This window comes from Streptomyces sp. NBC_01217, assembly GCF_035994185.1.
Classification (GTDB): domain Bacteria; phylum Actinomycetota; class Actinomycetes; order Streptomycetales; family Streptomycetaceae; genus Streptomyces.
Genome location: NZ_CP108538.1, coordinates 8,060,560 through 8,077,415 on the forward strand (window position 1 = coordinate 8,060,560; position 16,856 = coordinate 8,077,415).

Annotated in this window: 12 protein-coding genes and 1 pseudogene; 10 read left to right on the forward strand and 3 right to left on the reverse strand. The window is 69.8% G+C overall.

Translation table 11 applies throughout. From position 1 onward, the window contains the following. Window positions 1-162: 162 nt before the first annotated feature. Entirely contained in the window at window positions 163-1,065 is a 903-nt protein-coding gene (locus tag OG507_RS36010) for a LysR substrate-binding domain-containing protein (protein WP_327371285.1), read from the reverse strand. A gap of 118 nt (window positions 1,066-1,183) precedes the next feature. On the opposite strand from OG507_RS36010, the gene OG507_RS36015 reads away from it, so the two are divergent. Continuing rightward, window positions 1,184-2,212: a bile acid:sodium symporter family protein gene (locus tag OG507_RS36015; RefSeq protein WP_327371286.1), complete on the forward strand. Its 1,029-nt coding sequence runs from the start codon at window positions 1,184-1,186 to the stop codon at window positions 2,210-2,212. 61 nt (window positions 2,213-2,273) lie between these two features. On the opposite strand, the gene fdhD is transcribed toward OG507_RS36015, so the two are convergent. Both fdhD and OG507_RS36025 read right to left on the reverse strand, forming a co-directional pair. Continuing rightward, complete coding sequence (gene fdhD, locus OG507_RS36020; protein WP_327371287.1) at window positions 2,274-3,122, reverse strand: formate dehydrogenase accessory sulfurtransferase FdhD; 849 nt, start codon at window positions 3,120-3,122, stop codon at window positions 2,274-2,276. 10 nt (window positions 3,123-3,132) lie between these two features. Then, window positions 3,133-3,288 (reverse strand): annotated as a pseudogene (locus OG507_RS36025) (2Fe-2S iron-sulfur cluster-binding protein); the annotation flags it as partial. Window positions 3,289-3,443: 155 nt separating this feature from the next. Here OG507_RS36025 and OG507_RS36030 point away from each other — a divergent pair. From OG507_RS36030 to OG507_RS36070, 9 genes are all read left to right on the forward strand, one after another. After that, entirely contained in the window at window positions 3,444-4,394 is a 951-nt protein-coding gene (locus tag OG507_RS36030) for a beta-ketoacyl-ACP synthase III (protein WP_327371288.1), read from the forward strand. 64 nt (window positions 4,395-4,458) lie between these two features. Next, window positions 4,459-5,136: a GntR family transcriptional regulator gene (locus OG507_RS36035; protein ID WP_327371289.1), complete on the forward strand. Its 678-nt coding sequence runs from the start codon at window positions 4,459-4,461 to the stop codon at window positions 5,134-5,136. A 220-nt stretch (window positions 5,137-5,356) separates the two neighbouring features. Then, a complete protein-coding gene (locus OG507_RS36040; protein WP_327371290.1) occupies window positions 5,357-6,538 on the forward strand; it encodes an ROK family transcriptional regulator in 1,182 nt (393 codons plus the stop codon). A gap of 119 nt (window positions 6,539-6,657) precedes the next feature. Continuing rightward, window positions 6,658-8,184: a sugar ABC transporter ATP-binding protein gene (locus OG507_RS36045; protein WP_327371291.1), complete on the forward strand. Its 1,527-nt coding sequence runs from the start codon at window positions 6,658-6,660 to the stop codon at window positions 8,182-8,184. Further along, entirely contained in the window at window positions 8,181-9,230 is a 1,050-nt protein-coding gene (locus OG507_RS36050) for an ABC transporter permease (protein WP_327371292.1), read from the forward strand. Before OG507_RS36045 ends, OG507_RS36050 begins: the two co-directional genes overlap by 4 nt. 100 nt (window positions 9,231-9,330) lie before the next feature. Then, window positions 9,331-10,368: a substrate-binding domain-containing protein gene (locus OG507_RS36055; protein ID WP_327371293.1), complete on the forward strand. Its 1,038-nt coding sequence runs from the start codon at window positions 9,331-9,333 to the stop codon at window positions 10,366-10,368. Window positions 10,369-10,436: 68 nt separating this feature from the next. After that, window positions 10,437-11,678, forward strand: coding sequence for a Gfo/Idh/MocA family protein (locus OG507_RS36060; RefSeq protein WP_327371294.1), 1,242 nt, complete (start codon window positions 10,437-10,439; stop codon window positions 11,676-11,678). Between the two features lie 12 nt (window positions 11,679-11,690). Next, window positions 11,691-12,695 (forward strand): sugar phosphate isomerase/epimerase family protein, encoded by a 1,005-nt coding sequence (locus OG507_RS36065; protein ID WP_327371295.1) that lies wholly within the window; start codon window positions 11,691-11,693, stop codon window positions 12,693-12,695. Window positions 12,696-13,039: 344 nt separating this feature from the next. Beyond that, a complete protein-coding gene (locus tag OG507_RS36070; protein WP_327371296.1) occupies window positions 13,040-16,774 on the forward strand; it encodes a ThuA domain-containing protein in 3,735 nt (1,244 codons plus the stop codon). Window positions 16,775-16,856: the final 82 nt, after the last annotated feature.

Below are 16,856 nucleotides of genomic sequence, written 5' to 3' on the forward strand. Positions count from 1 at the left end.
CGGGCGCGGCTGGGACCACGGAGTAAGAGGCCCGCGCCGGAATCTCCACCGAATCTGTACGCCGCTGTCACGCCCGTTCCGGACGGGCGCGGGGGCATCGGCCCTCGGAGCGGCTCTCCCTGTGCGGGTGTCCTCCCTTCTTCTCCCCGTCGGGGAGTACGGTCATGCGCCCTCCCGGCCGCCGATCGAACCGATCGCGCCGCCCCCGCGGATCAGCCGGTCGCCGCCCGCCAGGATCGCCGCCGCCAGGGCCTGCGCAGCCTCCTGCGCCCCGTCCCGGCGGCGGCCGTGCAGCAGTACGAAATCCACCTCGCCCAGCTCCGGCAGGCCGGCCCTGGCCGGCACGGGCGCCAGCCCCGGCGGGATCAGCCCACGGCTGTGAGCCATCACGCCCAGGCCCGCATGGGCCGCCGCGACCAGCCCGCTGAGGCTGGTGCTCGTACAGGCGACCCGCCAGGACCGGCCGTGCTCCTCCAGAACCTCCAGGGCGCGGGCCCGGGTGATGCCCGGCGGCGGAAAGAGGATCAGCGGAACCGGACGGTCCGGGGCGATCCGCAGCTGCGGTGCCCCGATCCAGGTCAGCGCGTCCTGCCAGACCAGCTCCCCGTGCGTGTCACCGGCGCGCCGCTTGGCGAGCACCAGGTCCAGCCGACCCGCGGCCAGCCGCTGGTGCAGCGTCCCGGAGAGCTCCACCGTCAGCTCCAGCTCGACCTCGGGGTGGTCGCGGCGGAACGTCTCCAGGATCTCCGGCAGCCGGGTCAGCACGAAGTCCTCGGAGGCCCCGAACCGCAGCCGCCCGCGCAGCCGGGTGCCGGTGAAGAACGTCGCGGCCCGCTCGTGCGCCTCAAGAATCGTCCGGGCGAAACCGAGCATCGCCTCACCGTCCACGGTGAGATCGACCCGGTGCGTGTCCCGGGTGAACAACTGCCGCCCCGTCGCATCCTCCAGGCGCCGCACATGCTGGCTCACCGTGGACTGCCGCAGCCCCAGCCGACGGGCCGCCCGGGTGAAGCTCAGGGTCTGGGCGACGGCGAGAAACGTACGCAGCTGCGCGGGGTCGTACATGGTTCCACGCTATCGCGAACCGTGATGACAGTGAGAGCGGTATACCGGGTTCCCGATCGCGGTGATCAAGAGCAGCATGGAGAGGGCACGATCAGAACCAAGAGAACATGTGGAGCACATGAGCCGCCGCACTCCGAAGCTGCCGTCCTGGCTTCCGATCGACCCGTACATCCTGGCGCTGATCGGTACGGTCGTGCTGGCGGCCGTACTGCCCGCGTCGGGGGCCGCCGCCGAGGTGGCGGGCGGCGCCTCGACCGGAGCGGTCGCCCTTCTCTTCTTCCTGTACGGCGTCCGGCTCTCCACCGCCGAGGCACTCGAAGGCCTCAAGCACTGGCGGCTCCACCTGACCGTCCTGGTCTGCACCTTCGTGGCGTTCCCGCTGCTCGGTCTCGCGGGCGAGGGGCTGGTGCCCTACGTCCTGACGCCGCAGCTCTACAGCGGCTTCCTCTTCCTCTGCCTCGTCCCCTCGACGATCCAGTCGTCGATCGCCTTCACCTCCATCGCCCGCGGCAATGTGCCCGCGGCGATCTGCGCGGGCTCGTTCTCCTCGATCGCCGGGATCTTCCTCACTCCGCTGCTCGCCGCCGCGCTGCTGGGCGACAGCGGCGGCGGCCTCTCGGCGGACGCGCTGCTCAGGATCGGGGGCCAGCTGCTGCTGCCGTTCGTCGCCGGGCAACTGCTGCGCCGCTGGATCGGCGGCTTCATCGCCCGCCACAAGAAGGTCCTCGGCTACGTCGACCGCGGCTCGATCCTGCTCGTCGTCTACACGGCGTTCAGCGAGGGCATGGTCGCGGGCATCTGGCACCAGGTCACCCCGGTCAGGCTCGGGGCGCTGCTCGCCGCCGAAGCGGTGCTGCTCGCGCTGATGCTCATGCTGAGCTGGTACGGGGCGAGGCGGCTCGGGTTCGACCGGGAGGACCGGATCGCCATCCAGTTCGCCGGCTCGAAGAAGAGCCTGGCCTCCGGGCTGCCGATGGCGAGCGTCCTGTTCGGGGCGCATGCCTCCCTCGCCGTGCTGCCGCTGATGCTCTTCCACCAGATGCAGCTGATGGTGTGCGCGGTGATCGCCAAGCGCCGCTCGCGCGATCCGCGGGAGGGGAACCGGGAGAACAGCACGGTGTCACGGGAGCCCGTCACGGTGAGCTGAGGCCGTGCAGGGGGCGGGAGAGGCCGGCTTCGTGACCCGTGCAGACGGGTGGGCAGGCGCCTCAGCCCTGGCCGACCGTCGCCTCCAGGGCGAGGCGGTGCTCACCCGCGTACACGTTCATGGACGGACCCCGCAGAAAGCCGACCAGGGTCAGTCCGGTCTCGGCCGCCAGGTCGACGGCGAGTGACGACGGCGCCGAGACCGCCGCGAGCATCGGGATCCCGGCCATCACCGCCTTCTGGGCCAGCTCGAACGAGGCCCGCCCCGACACCAGCAGAATCGCCCGGGACAGCGGCAGCCGGTGATCGGTCAGGGCCCGGCCGACCAGTTTGTCGACCGCGTTGTGCCGGCCGACGTCCTCCCGGATGTCGAGCAGCTCGCCCGACTCGGAGAACAGCGCCGCCGCGTGCAGACCTCCGGTCCGGTCGAAGACCCGCTGCGCGGCGCGCAGCCGGTCGGGGAGGGCGGCGAGCAGGGCGGGCTCGACTCGGACCGGGGGAGTGTCGGCGATCGGATGCCGCGTGGTGGTGCGCACCGCGTCGAGGCTCGCCTTGCCGCACAGCCCGCAGGACGACGTGGTGTACACATTGCGTTCGAGCGTGATGTCGGGGACAACGACACCGGGGGCGAGCTTCACATCCACCACGTTGTACGTGTTGACGCCGTCCGCCGTGGCCCCGGCGCAGTACACGATCGACTGCACCTCGGAGCCGTCGCCGATCACGCCCTCGCTGACGAGGAAGCCCGCCGCCAGCGCGAAGTCGTCGCCCGGCGTACGCATCGTGATGGCGAGCGGCTTGCCGTTCAGCCGGATCTCCAGGGGCTCCTCGGCGACGAGCGTGTCGGGGCGCGTGGAGACGGCCCCGTCCCGGATGCGGATGGTGCGGCGACGCTCGGTGACCCGTCCCATAGCGGTTAACCCGATTCTGTACGTGTTGGAAGCCGAACCGGCCCTTGTTGCAGAGATTGCCGTGGGTCACCGGATTGTCGTGCGGAGAGGTGACCTCGACGATTGCATTGTCCTGCACGTGGACTGTGACGTTGCGGTCCACGCCGCATTGTGCGCAGTAAGTCGACAGGATATTGTCTACAGTATGCTTTTGGGGCGGTCAAGGCTGTGGTCAAGCCTCCAACGGCCGGGCGCTATTCCTGTGGGATCACGTGCCCCTGTACCGGTCGGTAGCGACCAAGACTGGATGGTTCCTGCCATATGTAGCGAGGGGATCCGTACATGACCGGCTCACGTGTCGTGGCGCTCGGCCACTATCAGCCCGCCAAGGTGCTCACCAACGACGATCTGGCCGCCATGGTCGACACCAGTGACGAGTGGATCACCAGCCGCGTCGGCATCAGGACCCGCCACATCGGAGGCCCCGACGAGCCGGTGGACGAGCTGGCCGCGCACGCGGCGGCCAAGGCGCTCGCCATGGCGGGGCTGCGGTCGGCCGAGATCGATCTGGTTCTCGTCGCCACCTCCACCGCGATCGACCGTTCGCCGAGCATGTCGGCGCGGGTCGCCGCCCGGCTCGGCATGGGCTCGCCCGCGGTGATGGACATCAATGTGGTCTGCTCCGGCTTCACCCACGCCCTCGCCACCGCCGACCACGCGATCCGGGCGGGCGCGGCCGAGCGGGTCCTGGTCATCGGCGCGGACAAGATGGCGGACATCGCGGACTGGACCGACCGCACCACCTGCGTACTGGTCGGTGACGGAGCCGGTGCGGCGGTCGTCGTCGCGGACCCGGACGGCGGTGACCCACCCGGGATCGGACCTGTCCTGTGGGGCTCGGTGCCGGAGATGGGGAACGCGGTACGGATCGAGGGGACGCCCCCGCGTTTCGCGCAGGAAGGGCAGTCCGTGTACCGCTGGGCCACCACCCAGCTGCCGCCCATCGCCCGCAAGGTGTGCGAGAAGGCCGGTGTCACCCCCGAGGATCTGGCCGCGGTGGTCCTGCATCAGGCCAATCTGCGGATCATCGAACCGGTCGCCAGGAAGATCGGCGCGGTCAACGCAGTCATCGCCCGGGACGTCGTGGATTCCGGCAACACATCCGCGGCCTCCATCCCGATGGCCCTGTCCAAGCTGGTGGAGCGCGGCGAGGTCCGCAGCGGCGCGCCGGTGCTGCTGTTCGGCTTCGGCGGGAATCTCTCGTACGCGGGTCAGGTGATCCGCTGTCCCTGAGGGGCGTTGTGCTCGGTAGACTGTAGACGATAAGCAGTAGTTCGTCGGCCGGAGGGGGACCGAGATGTTGTCCACAGGACTGCCGCAAGGGGCTGTGCCGAAGTTGGAACGGCCCGGTCCGCTGCGCGAGCGTGTGTACGAGGCGCTGCTCGAACTCATCACGACACGTGCGCTCCGTCCCGGCCAGCACCTGATCGAGAGCGAACTGGCCGGACACCTCGGGGTGTCCAGGCAGCCGGTGCGCGAGGCGTTGCAGCGGCTGAACACCGAGGGCTGGGTCGATCTCCGGCCCGCCCAGGGTGCTTTCGTCCATGAGCCCACGGAGGACGAGGCGGATCAGCTGCTCTCGGTCCGCACCCTCCTGGAGGCCGAGGCCGCCCGGCTGGCCGCGGCCAATTCCTCCGCCGCGGGCATCGCCGCCCTGGAGGAGCTCTGCGCCAAGGGTGAGCAGGCCGTCGCCGACGACGACGTGGACCTGGCGGTCGCCACCAACGCGGCCTTCCATGCCAAGGTCATGGAGCTGGCGGGCAATGTCGTCCTGTCCGAACTCGCCGGCCAGGTGGACCGCCGGGTCCGCTGGTACTACACCCCGGTGGCCCGCCAGCGCGGCACCCAGTCCTGGATCGAGCACCGCTCGCTCATCGAGGCGATCTCCTCGCGCGACGAGCCGCGGGCCACGGAGATCATGCGGGCGCACACGGAACACACGCGCAAGACGTACCACCAGCGCGAAGAGGGCTGAAGAAGCCGGAGCCGTCCCCCATCGCCGAACGGGCCGCAGTCGGCCCGTTCGGCGATGGGGGACGGTTTTTTGGACCGGAGTCCCTCGCCTTTGTCCTGGGTGTGGAGAAAGTTGTAGTGGATTCCTGCGCAACTTCTTCCCACTCCCGGCAACCGCTGCTACGTTCCCCTCGAAAGCCCGACGGACAGGCCGATGTGGCGGGGAGGGGCGCGTGAGACGTATGACGGCACGACCCGCGAATGCGCATCAGGCGCGACTGCTCCGGCTGTTGCGCGACGGCGGGCCCAACTCACGGGCACAGCTGGGGGATCAGGTCGATCTCTCCCGTTCCAAGCTCGCCGTCGAGGTCGACAGACTGCTGGAGACCGGACTCGTCGTGGCCGACGGACTCGCCGCATCCCGCGGTGGACGTCGCTCGCACAACATCCGGCTCGCCCCGCAACTGCGCTTCCTCGGCGTCGACATCGGTGCCACATCCGTCGATGTGGCCGTCACCAACGCCGAGTTGGAGGTCCTGGGCCACCTCAACCACCCCATGGACGTACGCGAAGGGCCCGTCGCCGTCTTCGAGCAGGTGCTGTCCATGGCGGCCAAGCTCCGGGCCTCCGGGCTCGCCGAAGGATTCGACGGCGCGGGCATCGGCGTTCCCGGTCCGGTCCGCTTCCCCGAAGGCGTACCGGTCGCACCGCCGATCATGCCCGGCTGGGACGGCTTCCCGGTCCGCGAGGCGCTCAGCCAGGAACTGGGCTGCCCCGTCATGGTCGACAACGATGTGAACCTGATGGCGATGGGGGAGCAGCACGCGGGCGTCGCACGCTCCGTGGGCGACTTCCTCTGCATCAAGATCGGTACGGGCATCGGCTGCGGCATCGTCGTCGGCGGCGGCGTCTACCGCGGTACGACGGGCAGCGCGGGCGACATCGGGCACATCCAGGTCGAGCCCGAAGGGCGTGCCTGCGCCTGCGGCAACCGGGGCTGCCTGGAAGCACACTTCAGCGGCGCGGCGCTCGCCCGCGACGCCGAGGGCGCGGCACGCGCCGGACAGTCGGGCGAACTCGCCGCCCGGCTGGAGGCGGCCGGAAGGCTCACCGCCGCCGATGTGGCCGCCGCCGCGGCCGCCGGTGACGCCACCTCGCTCGACCTGATCCGCGAAGGCGGCAACCGGGTCGGCCAGGTCATCGCGGGACTCGTCAGCTTCTTCAACCCCGGACTGGTGGTGATCGGCGGCGGTGTGACCGGCCTCGGCCACACGCTCCTCGCCAGCGTCCGGACCCAGGTCTACCGGCAGTCACTGCCGCTGGCCACCGGCAATCTCCCCATCGTTCTCGGTGAGCTGGGACCGACCGCCGGAGTCATCGGCGCCGCCCGGCTCATCAGCGACCACCTGTTCTCACCGGCCTGATCCTCGGGCCGGCAGCACATCGGCACAGCCCGGCACCACCGCACCTGGCACAGCCCGGCACCACCGCACCTGGCACAGCCCTGTCCGCTCACCGGCCGCACCCGCCGAGGGGATTTGTCATGGCACCAGAACCACCCCTGCTCACCATGTCCGGCATCACCAAATCGTTCCCCGGAGTGCGCGCCCTCGCCGGCGTGGACCTGGAGGTCCAGGCCGGCGAAGTCCACTGTCTCCTCGGGCAGAACGGCGCCGGCAAATCCACCCTCATCAAGGTGCTCGCCGGGGCCCACCAGCCCGACGAAGGCGAGATCACCTGGCGCGGCGAACCAGCCGCGCTAAAGTCGCCGATCGCGGCGATGCGCCTCGGCATCGCCACGATCTACCAGGAACTCGACCTGGTGGAGGGACTGTCGGTCGCCGAGAACGTCTTCCTCGGCCATGAACCCACCACCGCCCGCTTCGTCGTCCGCACCCGCGAGGGCCGCACGGCCTCCGCCGCACTGCTGAAGCGCCTCGGCCACCCGGAGATCGACCCGGCGAGGGCGGTCGGTGAACTCTCCGCCGCCCAGCAGCAGATCGTCTCCATGGCGCGGGCGCTCTCCCACGACGTACGGCTCATCGTGATGGACGAGCCGTCCGCCGCACTCGACCCCGACGAGGTCGACAACCTCTTCCGCATCGTCGCCGCCCTCACCGCCGACGGGGTCGCCGTCGTCTACATCTCGCACCGCCTGGAGGAGATCCGCCGGATCGGCGACCGGGTGACCGTGCTCAAGGACGGCCGGGCCGTCGCCGTGGGGCTGCCCGCGAAATCCACCCCCACACGGGACATCGTCGCCATGATGACCGGCCGCAACGTCGAGTACGTCTTCCCGCCGCGCACCGCGGACAGCGCGGTGACGGCAGGGGCGGAGCCGGTGCTGAAGGTCGAAGGGCTGGCCAGGAAGGGCGAGTTCGACCCGGTCGACCTGGAGCTGCGGCCCGGCGAGATCGTCGGCCTGGCCGGACTCGTGGGCTCGGGGCGCTCCGAGATCCTGGAGACCGTCTACGGGGCCCGCAGGCCGAGCGCGGGTCGGGTCACCGTGGCCGGCAGACAGCTCAGGCCCGGCAGCGTCCGGGCGGCCGTCGCCGCCGGTATCGGCCTCGCCCCCGAGGAACGCAAGGCACAGGCCCTGCTGATGCTGGAATCCGTCACCCGCAATGTCTCCGTCTCCACGATGTCCCGGTTCTCCCGGGCGGGCTGGATGGACCGCGGGGCCGAACGCCGGGCGGCCCGCGCCGCCACCCGCGAACTCTCCCTGCGCCCCGACAACCCGGACGCCCCCGTCCGTACGCTCTCCGGCGGCAACCAGCAGAAGGCCGTCCTGGCCCGCTGGCTGTTGCGCGGCTGCCGGGTGCTGCTCCTCGACGAACCGACCCGCGGTGTCGACGTCGGCGCCCGCGCCGAGCTCTACGCCGTGATCCGCCGGCTGGCCGACGAAGGCCTCGCCGTACTGCTCGTCTCCAGCGAGGTCCCCGAAGTGCTGGGCCTCGCCGACCGGGTGCTGGTGCTCCGCGAGGGCCGCGTCGTGCACACGGCGGACGCCCGGGAGCTCGATGAGCACCGCGTACTCGATCTAGTGATGGAAGGGAGCCCGACGTCATGACGCAGCCCGTCTCCTCGGCGCAGCAGGGCGGGCCGGACAAGGGAGCCGCCCCCGCCCCGGCCGCCGGACCCCGTAAGAAGGAAGGACCCGCGCGCACCCTCGGCCTGCGGGCGGACGTCCGTAACCTCTCGCTCCTCGGCGTTCTCGCCGTACTGATCGCCGTCGGCGGATTCACCGAGCCCGACGCCTTCCTGGACACCGGGAACGTCCAGCTGATCCTGACCCAGTCGTCCGTCATCGGTGTCGTCACCGTCGGGATGACCTTCGTCATCACCAGCGGCGGCATCGACCTGTCGGTCGGTGCGATGGTCGCGCTCGCCTCCGTCTGGGCGACCACGCTCGCCACCCAGGAGTACGGCTTCGCGGGCATTCTGTTCACCGCCGTGATCGTCGGACTCGGTGCCGGGCTGGTGAACGGGCTGCTCATCGCGTACGGGCGGATGGTGCCGTTCATCGCGACGCTGGCCATGCTCGCCTCGGCCCGTGGGCTCGCCCTGCAGATCACCGACGGCAAGACCCAGATCGTCACCGTCAAGTCGGTCCTCGATCTGGGGCTGCCCGACGCCTACGTCCTCGGCATCCCGCCGCTGGTCATGATGTTCGCCGCGGTGACCGTCATCGGCTGGCTGGTGCTGAACCGTACGACCTTCGGCCGGCGTACGGTCGCGGTCGGCGGCAACGCGGAAGCGGCCAGGCTGGCGGGCATCGACGTACGACGGCAGCGGCTCTACCTCTATCTGCTCTCCGGGCTGTGCTGCGGCATCGCCGCCTTCATGCTGATCATCCTGTCCGGTTCTGGACAGAACACCAACGGCGATCTGTACGAGCTCGACGCCATCGCCGCCGCGATCATCGGCGGCACCCTGCTCAGCGGCGGACGCGGCACCATCGTCGGCTCCGTACTCGGCGTCCTCGTCTTCACCACCATCACCAACATCTTCGCGCTCAACAATCTGCAGAGCGATGTCCAGCAGATCGCCAAGGGCGCGATCATCGTCGCCGCCGTCCTGGTCCAGCGCCGCACATCGGCGCACGGGGAGACCTGAGCCGGCGGGCGCACTGCCGGCAGCTCAGCATCTCCAACCCACCCACCGCCCCGTTCGCCACATGTGACATGTCACGCACCGGATGAAGGGTTTGACAGCCATGCCAGAAACCAGCCGCAGACGACTTCTCTTCGGCACCGCAGCCGTCTCCGCGGGCGCTCTCCTCACCGCCTGCACCAGCAACGAACCCAAGAAGTCGCAGACCGAGCCGACCAACCAACCCGCCGCCGACGACAAGCCCGGCAAGCCCGTCACCATCGGCTTCGCGGGCCCGCAGGCCGACCACGGCTGGCTCAACGCCATCAACGAGAACGCCAAGTCGCAGGCGGCGAAGTACTCCGAGGTGACCCTGGAGATCACCGAGGGCTCCAACGACACCGCCGCCCAGATCGGCCAGGTCAAGACCCTCATCAACAAGAAGGTCGACGTCCTCGTCATCCTCCCGGCCGACGGCAAGGCGCTCACCCAGGTGGGCCTGGAGGCGATGAAGGCGGGCATCCCCGTCGTCAACCTGGACCGGATCTTCGCCTCCCCGCAGGCCTACCGCTGCTGGGTCGGCGGCGACAACTACGGCATGGGCCTCAACGCCGGTACGTACATCGGCGAACAGCTCAAGGGCAAGTCGGGCGCCAAGGTCGTCGAGCTGGCCGGCATCGACAACCTGGAGCTCACCAAGCAGCGCAGCCAGGGCTTCGCCGACGCGCTGGAGAACTACCCCAACATCAAGCTGGTGGCCCGTCAGGCCGCCGAGTTCACCGTCGAGTCGGGCCAGGCCAAGATGGCCCAGCTCCTTCAGGCGCAGAAGCAGATCGACGCCCTGTGGAACCACGACGACGACCAGGGCGTGGGCGCGCTGCGCGCCATCCAGCAGGCGGGTCGCGACGAGTTCCTGATGGTCGGCGGCGCCGGGGCCAAGTCCGCGATGGACGCCATCAAGGCCGACAACAGCGTGCTGAAGGCCACCGTTCTCTACCCGCCGACGATGGCCGCGTCCGCCATCGACCTGGCGCGCGCGCTCGGCCAGGGCAAGGGCATCACAGGCCTCTCCGAACTGGAGATCCCGACCAGCCTCACGCTCTACTCCGCCGTCGTCACCAAGGAGAACGTCGACCAGTACCTGCCGACGGGCTTCAGCTGATCCGCCCCGCAGGAGGGTGCTGACCCTCCTGCCGCACCCATCGAACGACCGACGAGGAGGAAGCCCGGATGGCCCGTAGGGAAGAGACGGATCAGGAGGCCGCAGCGCCGCCGCCGACGCACCGGCCGACGACGAGCGCGCCGACGCTCGGAGTCGGCATGGTCGGATACGCGTTCATGGGCGCCGCCCACTCGCAGGGGTGGCGCACCGCCGGACACGTCTTCGAGCTGCCGATGAAACCGGCTCTCGCCGCGATCTGCGGACGCGACCGGGCAGCGGTCGAAGCGGCGGCGGCCCGCCACGGCTGGGCGGCGGCGGAGACCGACTGGCGGGCCCTCATCGCCCGGGACGATGTGCAGCTCGTCGACATCTGCACCCCCGGCGACAGCCATGCCGAGATCGCCATCGCCGCCCTGGAGGCGGGCAAGCACGTGCTGTGCGAGAAGCCGCTCGCCAACACGGTCGCCGAGGCCGAGGCCATGACCGAGGCCGCGGAGCGGGCGGCGGCCCGCGGCCAGGTCGCGATGGTGGGCTTCAACTACCGCAAGGTGCCCGCGATCGCCTACGCCCGGCAGCTGATCGCCGCCGGGCGGATCGGCACCCTGCGGCACGTCCGCGCCACCTACCTCCAGGACTGGCTCGTCGACCCCGAATCACCGCTCACCTGGCGGCTGAAGCGGGAACGCGCCGGGTCGGGAGCGCTCGGCGACCTAGGGGCGCACATCGTCGACCTGGCCCAGTACCTGGCGGGGGAACTGCTGGTCGGGGTGTCGGCGGTCAGCGAGACGTTCGTGAGGCAGCGGCCACTGCTCTCCGGACCGTCGGCCGGGCTCTCCGGCACCGCGGACTCGGGCGCGCGAGGAGCGGTGACCGTCGACGACGCGGCCCTGTTCACCGGCCGGCTCGCGTCCGGGGCGCTGGCCTCGTTCGAGGCGACCCGGATGGCGGCCGGACGGAAGAACGCGCTGCGCCTGGAGATCAACGGGGAGCGCGGCTCGCTCGCCTTCGATCTGGAACGGCTCAACGAGCTGTCCTTCCACGACCACACCGAACCCGCCACCACGGCAGGGTTCCGGCGCATCCTCGTCACCGAACCCCAGCACCCCTACCTGGAGGCGTGGTGGCCGCCGGGCCACGCCCTCGGCTACGAGCACACCTTCATCCACCAGGCCCGTGACGTGGTGCGGGCGATCGCCGAAGGGGCCGCCCCCGTACCGTCGTTCGCCGACGGGCTGCAGGTGCAGCGGGTGCTCGCAGCGGTGGAGGAGAGCGCCGAGAAGAACTCCGTACACACCCCCGTAGTTCTCTAGGAGGTCCTGCGCATGCCCCGTCCCTTCACACTCTTCACCGGCCAGTGGGCCGACCTGCCGCTGGAGGAGGTCTGCCGGCACGCCCGGGACTTCGGCTACGACGGACTCGAACTCGCCTGCTGGGGCGACCACTTCGAGGTCGACAAGGCGCTGAGCGACCCCGGCTATCTGGACGGGCGGCGGCAGCTGCTCGACAAGTACGGACTGAAGTGCTGGGCGATCTCCAACCACCTCGTCGGCCAGGCCGTCTGCGACAACCCGATCGACGAACGCCACCAGGGAATTCTGCCCGCGCGGATCTGGGGCGACGGCGAACCCGAAGGCGTACGCCGCCGGGCCGCCGAGGAGATCAAGAACACCGCCCGTGCGGCCGCCGCCTTCGGGGTGCGTACCGTCATCGGCTTCACCGGCTCCTCGATCTGGCACCTGGTCGCGATGTTCCCGCCGGTCCCGCCGCACATGATCGAGCGGGGGTACGAGGACTTCGCCGAGCGCTGGAACCCGATCCTGGACGTCTTCGACGCGGAGGGCGTGCGCTTCGCCCACGAGGTGCACCCCAGCGAGATCGCGTACGACTACTGGACCACGCACCGCGCCCTGGAGGCCGTGGGCCACCGGGCCGCGTTCGGGCTGAACTTCGACCCCAGCCACTTCGTCTGGCAGGACCTCGACCCGGTCAACTTCCTGTACGACTTCCGGGACCGGATCTACCACGTCGACTGCAAGGAGGCGCGCAAACGCCTCGACGGACGCAACGGCCGGCTCGGCTCGCACCTCCCGTGGGGCGACCCCCGGCGCGGCTGGGACTTCGTCTCCGGCGGGCACGGTGATGTGCCGTGGGAGGACGTCTTCCGGATGCTCCGCTCCATCGCGTACGAGGGGCCGATCTCCGTCGAGTGGGAGGACGCGGGGATGGACCGGCTGGCGGGCGCGCCGGAAGCGCTTGCCACGCTGAAGCGGTACGACTTCGAGCCGCCGTCCGCCTCGTTCGACGCGGCGTTCGGGGGTGGGGACTGAGGTTCCCGCCGGGGGCGCCGCCCCCGGCTCCCCGCTCTTCGACCGCCGGAGGGGCCCCAACCGGCTGAGCCCCGGCTCGGGAAGGAGTGGCGGCGGGAATTCCGCCGCCACCCCGCGCTCAGCCATGCCCTTCCTCCGCTTTGTCCTGACGCAGGAAAAAGTTCAACAAGGCTGCTGCGTAAGGGCTTTCCGTCCCGGACGAACAGGTCTACCGTCCAAATCGTGTACACGGCACAACCCGGGTCACTGGTGCCCCACAGGCCCCGGAGGACCCGCGCGGCAGTCCCCGCGCAGAACGGCACGGCAGCACCCGCCCGTACAACCGGCACTTCCGGAGGACACTCGTGCACAGAACCAGAAGCAGGAGCGGAAACAGGAGCCGAACGCAGCTCCGCGTCCGCAAATCCCTCGCACTGCTCACCGGCGGCCTGCTCGCCGCGGCCACCCTCGCCCTGGGCGCCTCGCCCGGAGCGGCCGCGGCGGGACCGTCCTCGCCGGCCGCCACCGACGCGGCGGCCGAGGACTTCCAGCAGGTCACCCTCGCCAAGGGAGCGGCAGAGACCGGCGAGCCCATGTCGCTGGCCGTGCTCCCCGACCGCAGCGTGCTGCACACCTCGCGCAGCGGCGAGCTGCGGATCACCGACAGCGCGGGCAACACCAGGATCTCCGGCGTCCTCCCCGTCTACTCGCACGACGAGGAAGGCCTCCAGGGTGTAGGCATCGACCCGCAGTTCAGTGAGAACCGGGCGATCTACCTCTACTACGCACCCCCGCTGGACACCCCCGCGGGCGACGCCCCCGAGACCGGGACCGCGGCCGACTTCGCCAAGTTCGACGGAGTGAACCGGCTGTCCCGCTTCGTCCTCAAGGAGGACGGCACCCTCGATCTGGCGAGCGAGAAGAAGGTCCTCGACGTCAAGACGTCGCGCGGCATCTGCTGCCACGTCGGCGGCGACATCGACTTCGACGCCCAGGGCAACCTGTACCTGTCGACCGGTGACGACTCCAACCCCTTCGCCTCCGACGGCTACACGCCGATCGACGAACGCCCCGACCGCAACCCGGCGTTCGACGCCCGGCGCACCTCGGGCAACACCAACGACCTGCGCGGCAAGATCCTGCGGATCAAGGTCGCCGACGACGGCTCGTACACCATCCCGGACGGCAACCTCTTCGCGCCGGGGACGGACAAGACCCGCCCCGAGATCTACGCGATGGGCTTCCGCAACCCGTTCCGCTTCAGCGTCGACAAGGCCACCGGCATCGCATACGTCGGTGACTACGGCCCCGACGCTGGCGCGGCCGACCCGACGCGCGGCCCCGGCGGACAGGTCGAGTTCGCCCGGGTGACCGAGGCCGGCAACTTCGGCTGGCCGTTCTGCACCGGGAACAACGACCCCTTCGTCGACTACGACTTCGCGACGAAGACCTCCGGCGCCGCCTTCGACTGTGCCGCCCCGAAGAACACCTCGCCGCACAACACCGGCCTGGTCGACCTGCCCGCGGCACAGCCCGCGTGGATTCCGTACGACGGCGGATCCGTGCCCGAGTTCGGTTCCGGTTCCGAGTCGCCGATGGGCGGCCCGGTCTACCACTACGACGCAGACCTCGACTCGCCGGTCAAGTTCCCCGAGGCGTACGACGGGGACTTCTTCGCCGGAGAGTTCGGCCGGCGCTGGATCAAGCGCATCGAGCAGGACGGCAACGGCACCGTCCAGTCCATCAACGACATCCCGTGGTCCGGGACCCAGGTGATGGACATGGCCTTCGGCCCCGACGGCGCGCTTTACGTCCTGGACTACGGCCTCTCCTGGTTCGGCGGGGACGAGAACTCCGCGCTCTACCGCATCGAGAACGCCACCGGCGGACGCTCACCCATCGCCGAGGCCACCGTCAACAAGACATCCGGCACCGCACCGCTGAAGGTGCAGTTCTCCTCCGCGGGCACCACGGACGGCGACGGCGACGCGCTCACCTACGCCTGGGACTTCGGCGACGGCGGTACGTCGACCGCCGCGAACCCCACGTACACGTACAAGAAGAACGGCACCTACACCGCCACCGTCACCGCCAAGGACCCCACCGGGCGCACCGGTTCGGCGAGCGTCCACGTGACCGTGGGCAACACCGCACCCAAGGTGAACCTGGAACTCCCCGGTGACGGCCGGATGTTCAGCTTCGGCGACGAAATCCCGTTCAAGGTGACCGTCACCGATCCCGAGGACGGCGCGATCGACTGCGCCAAGGTCGAGGTCCGCTTCGTGCTCGGCCACGACAGCCACGGACACCCGATCACCACCGTCAACGGCTGCTCCGGCACCATCAAGACCGACGTGGACGGCGGCCACGACCCGAATGCCAACATCTTCGGGGTCATCGACGCCTCCTACACCGACAACGGAGGCGGCGGCCAGGCCGCACTGTCCGGCCACGACCAGTCGCAGCTCCAGCCCCGCCACCGTCAGGCCGAGCACTTCACCTCGTCGTCCGGCATCCAGACGTACGACAAGGCGGCCGCCCACGGCGGGAAGACGGTCGGCGACATCAACAACGACGACTGGATCTCATTCAAGCCGTACATCCTCGACGGAACCACCAAGCTCACCGCCCGGATCTCCTCCGGCGGAGCGGGCGGCTTCCTCGAAGTACGGTCCGGATCGGTCACCGGGAAGATCCTCGGCTCCGCACCCGTACCGGTGACCGGCAGCTGGGAGACCTTCCAGGACATCGACGTACCGCTGCGCGGCGTTCCCAAGAAGGCCACCGAACTCTTCCTCGTCTTCAAGGGAGGTGACGGAGCACTGTACGACGTCGACGACTTCGAGCTCTCCAACAGTGCCCCCGACCGGACCGCCAAGCGGGTCCTCGTCTTCTCGAAGACGGCCGGCTTCCGCCACGACGCGATTCCCGAGGGCATCGCCGCACTGAAGGAACTCGGCACGGGCAGCAACATCACCGTCGACGCGACGGAGGAGGCCGGCCAGTTCACGACCAGCAACCTGGCACGGTACGACGCCGTCGTCTTCCTCTCGACGACCGGTGATGTGCTCAACGCAGACCAGCAGAAGGCGTTCGAGAACTATGTGACCACCGGCGGAGGCTACCTGGGCATCCACGCGGCGGCGGACACCGAGTACGACTGGCCGTTCTACGGCGGACTCGTCGGCGCGTACTTCGCCGGACACCCCGCCATCCAGCCCGTCACCGTCCGCGTCGAGGACCACAAGCACCCGGCGACCGCGCACCTCGACGACGCCTGGGTGCGGACCGACGAGCTGTACAACTACCGCACCAACCCGCGCGATCGGGTCAAGGTGCTCGCCACGCTCGACGAGACCACCTACACCGGCGGCACCATGAAGGGCGACCACCCGATCACCTGGTGCCAGACCTACCAGGGCGGCCGCTCCTTCTACACCGGCCTCGGCCACACCAAGCAGTCGTACGCCGAACCGGACTTCCGTCAGCTCCTCCTCGGCGGCATGCGGTACGCGGCCGGACAGGTGAAGGCCGACTGCAAGCCCGCCACCGGCTACCGGTCGATCTTCAACGGCGAGACGCTCGAAGGCTGGAAGCAGGCCGGTCCCGGAAAGTTCAACGTCGTCGACGGTGAACTGCGCTCCGAGGGCGGCATGGGTCTGCTCACCTACCAGGCCAAGGAACTCGGCTCGTACTCGCTCAAGCTCGACTGGAAGATGCAGGGCGACGACAACTCCGGTGTCTTCGTCGGCTTCCCGGCGTCCGACGACCCCTGGTCCGCCGTGAACAACGGCTACGAGGTCCAGATCGACGCCACCGACGCGGTCGACCGCACCACGGGCTCGATCTACACCTTCAAGGCGGCGAACATCAAGGCCCGTGACCAGGTCCTGAGGCCGCCCGGGCAGTGGAACAGCTACGAGATCAAGGTCCAGGGCGAACGTCTCCAGGTCTTCCTCAACGGAGTGAAGATCAACGACTTCACCAACACCGATCCGGTACGGAGCCTGAAGAACGGCTACATCGGCATCCAGAACCACGGTGCCAACGACCATGTGTCTTTCCGCAACATCGAGTTGAAGGAACTGCCCTCGGCGTAGGGCGCTCCCTCCGGCCGACGGCGGGCGGGGAAGGGACATCCTCCCCGCCCGCCGTCACCACCCGACCGCGTCCCCTGTCCCT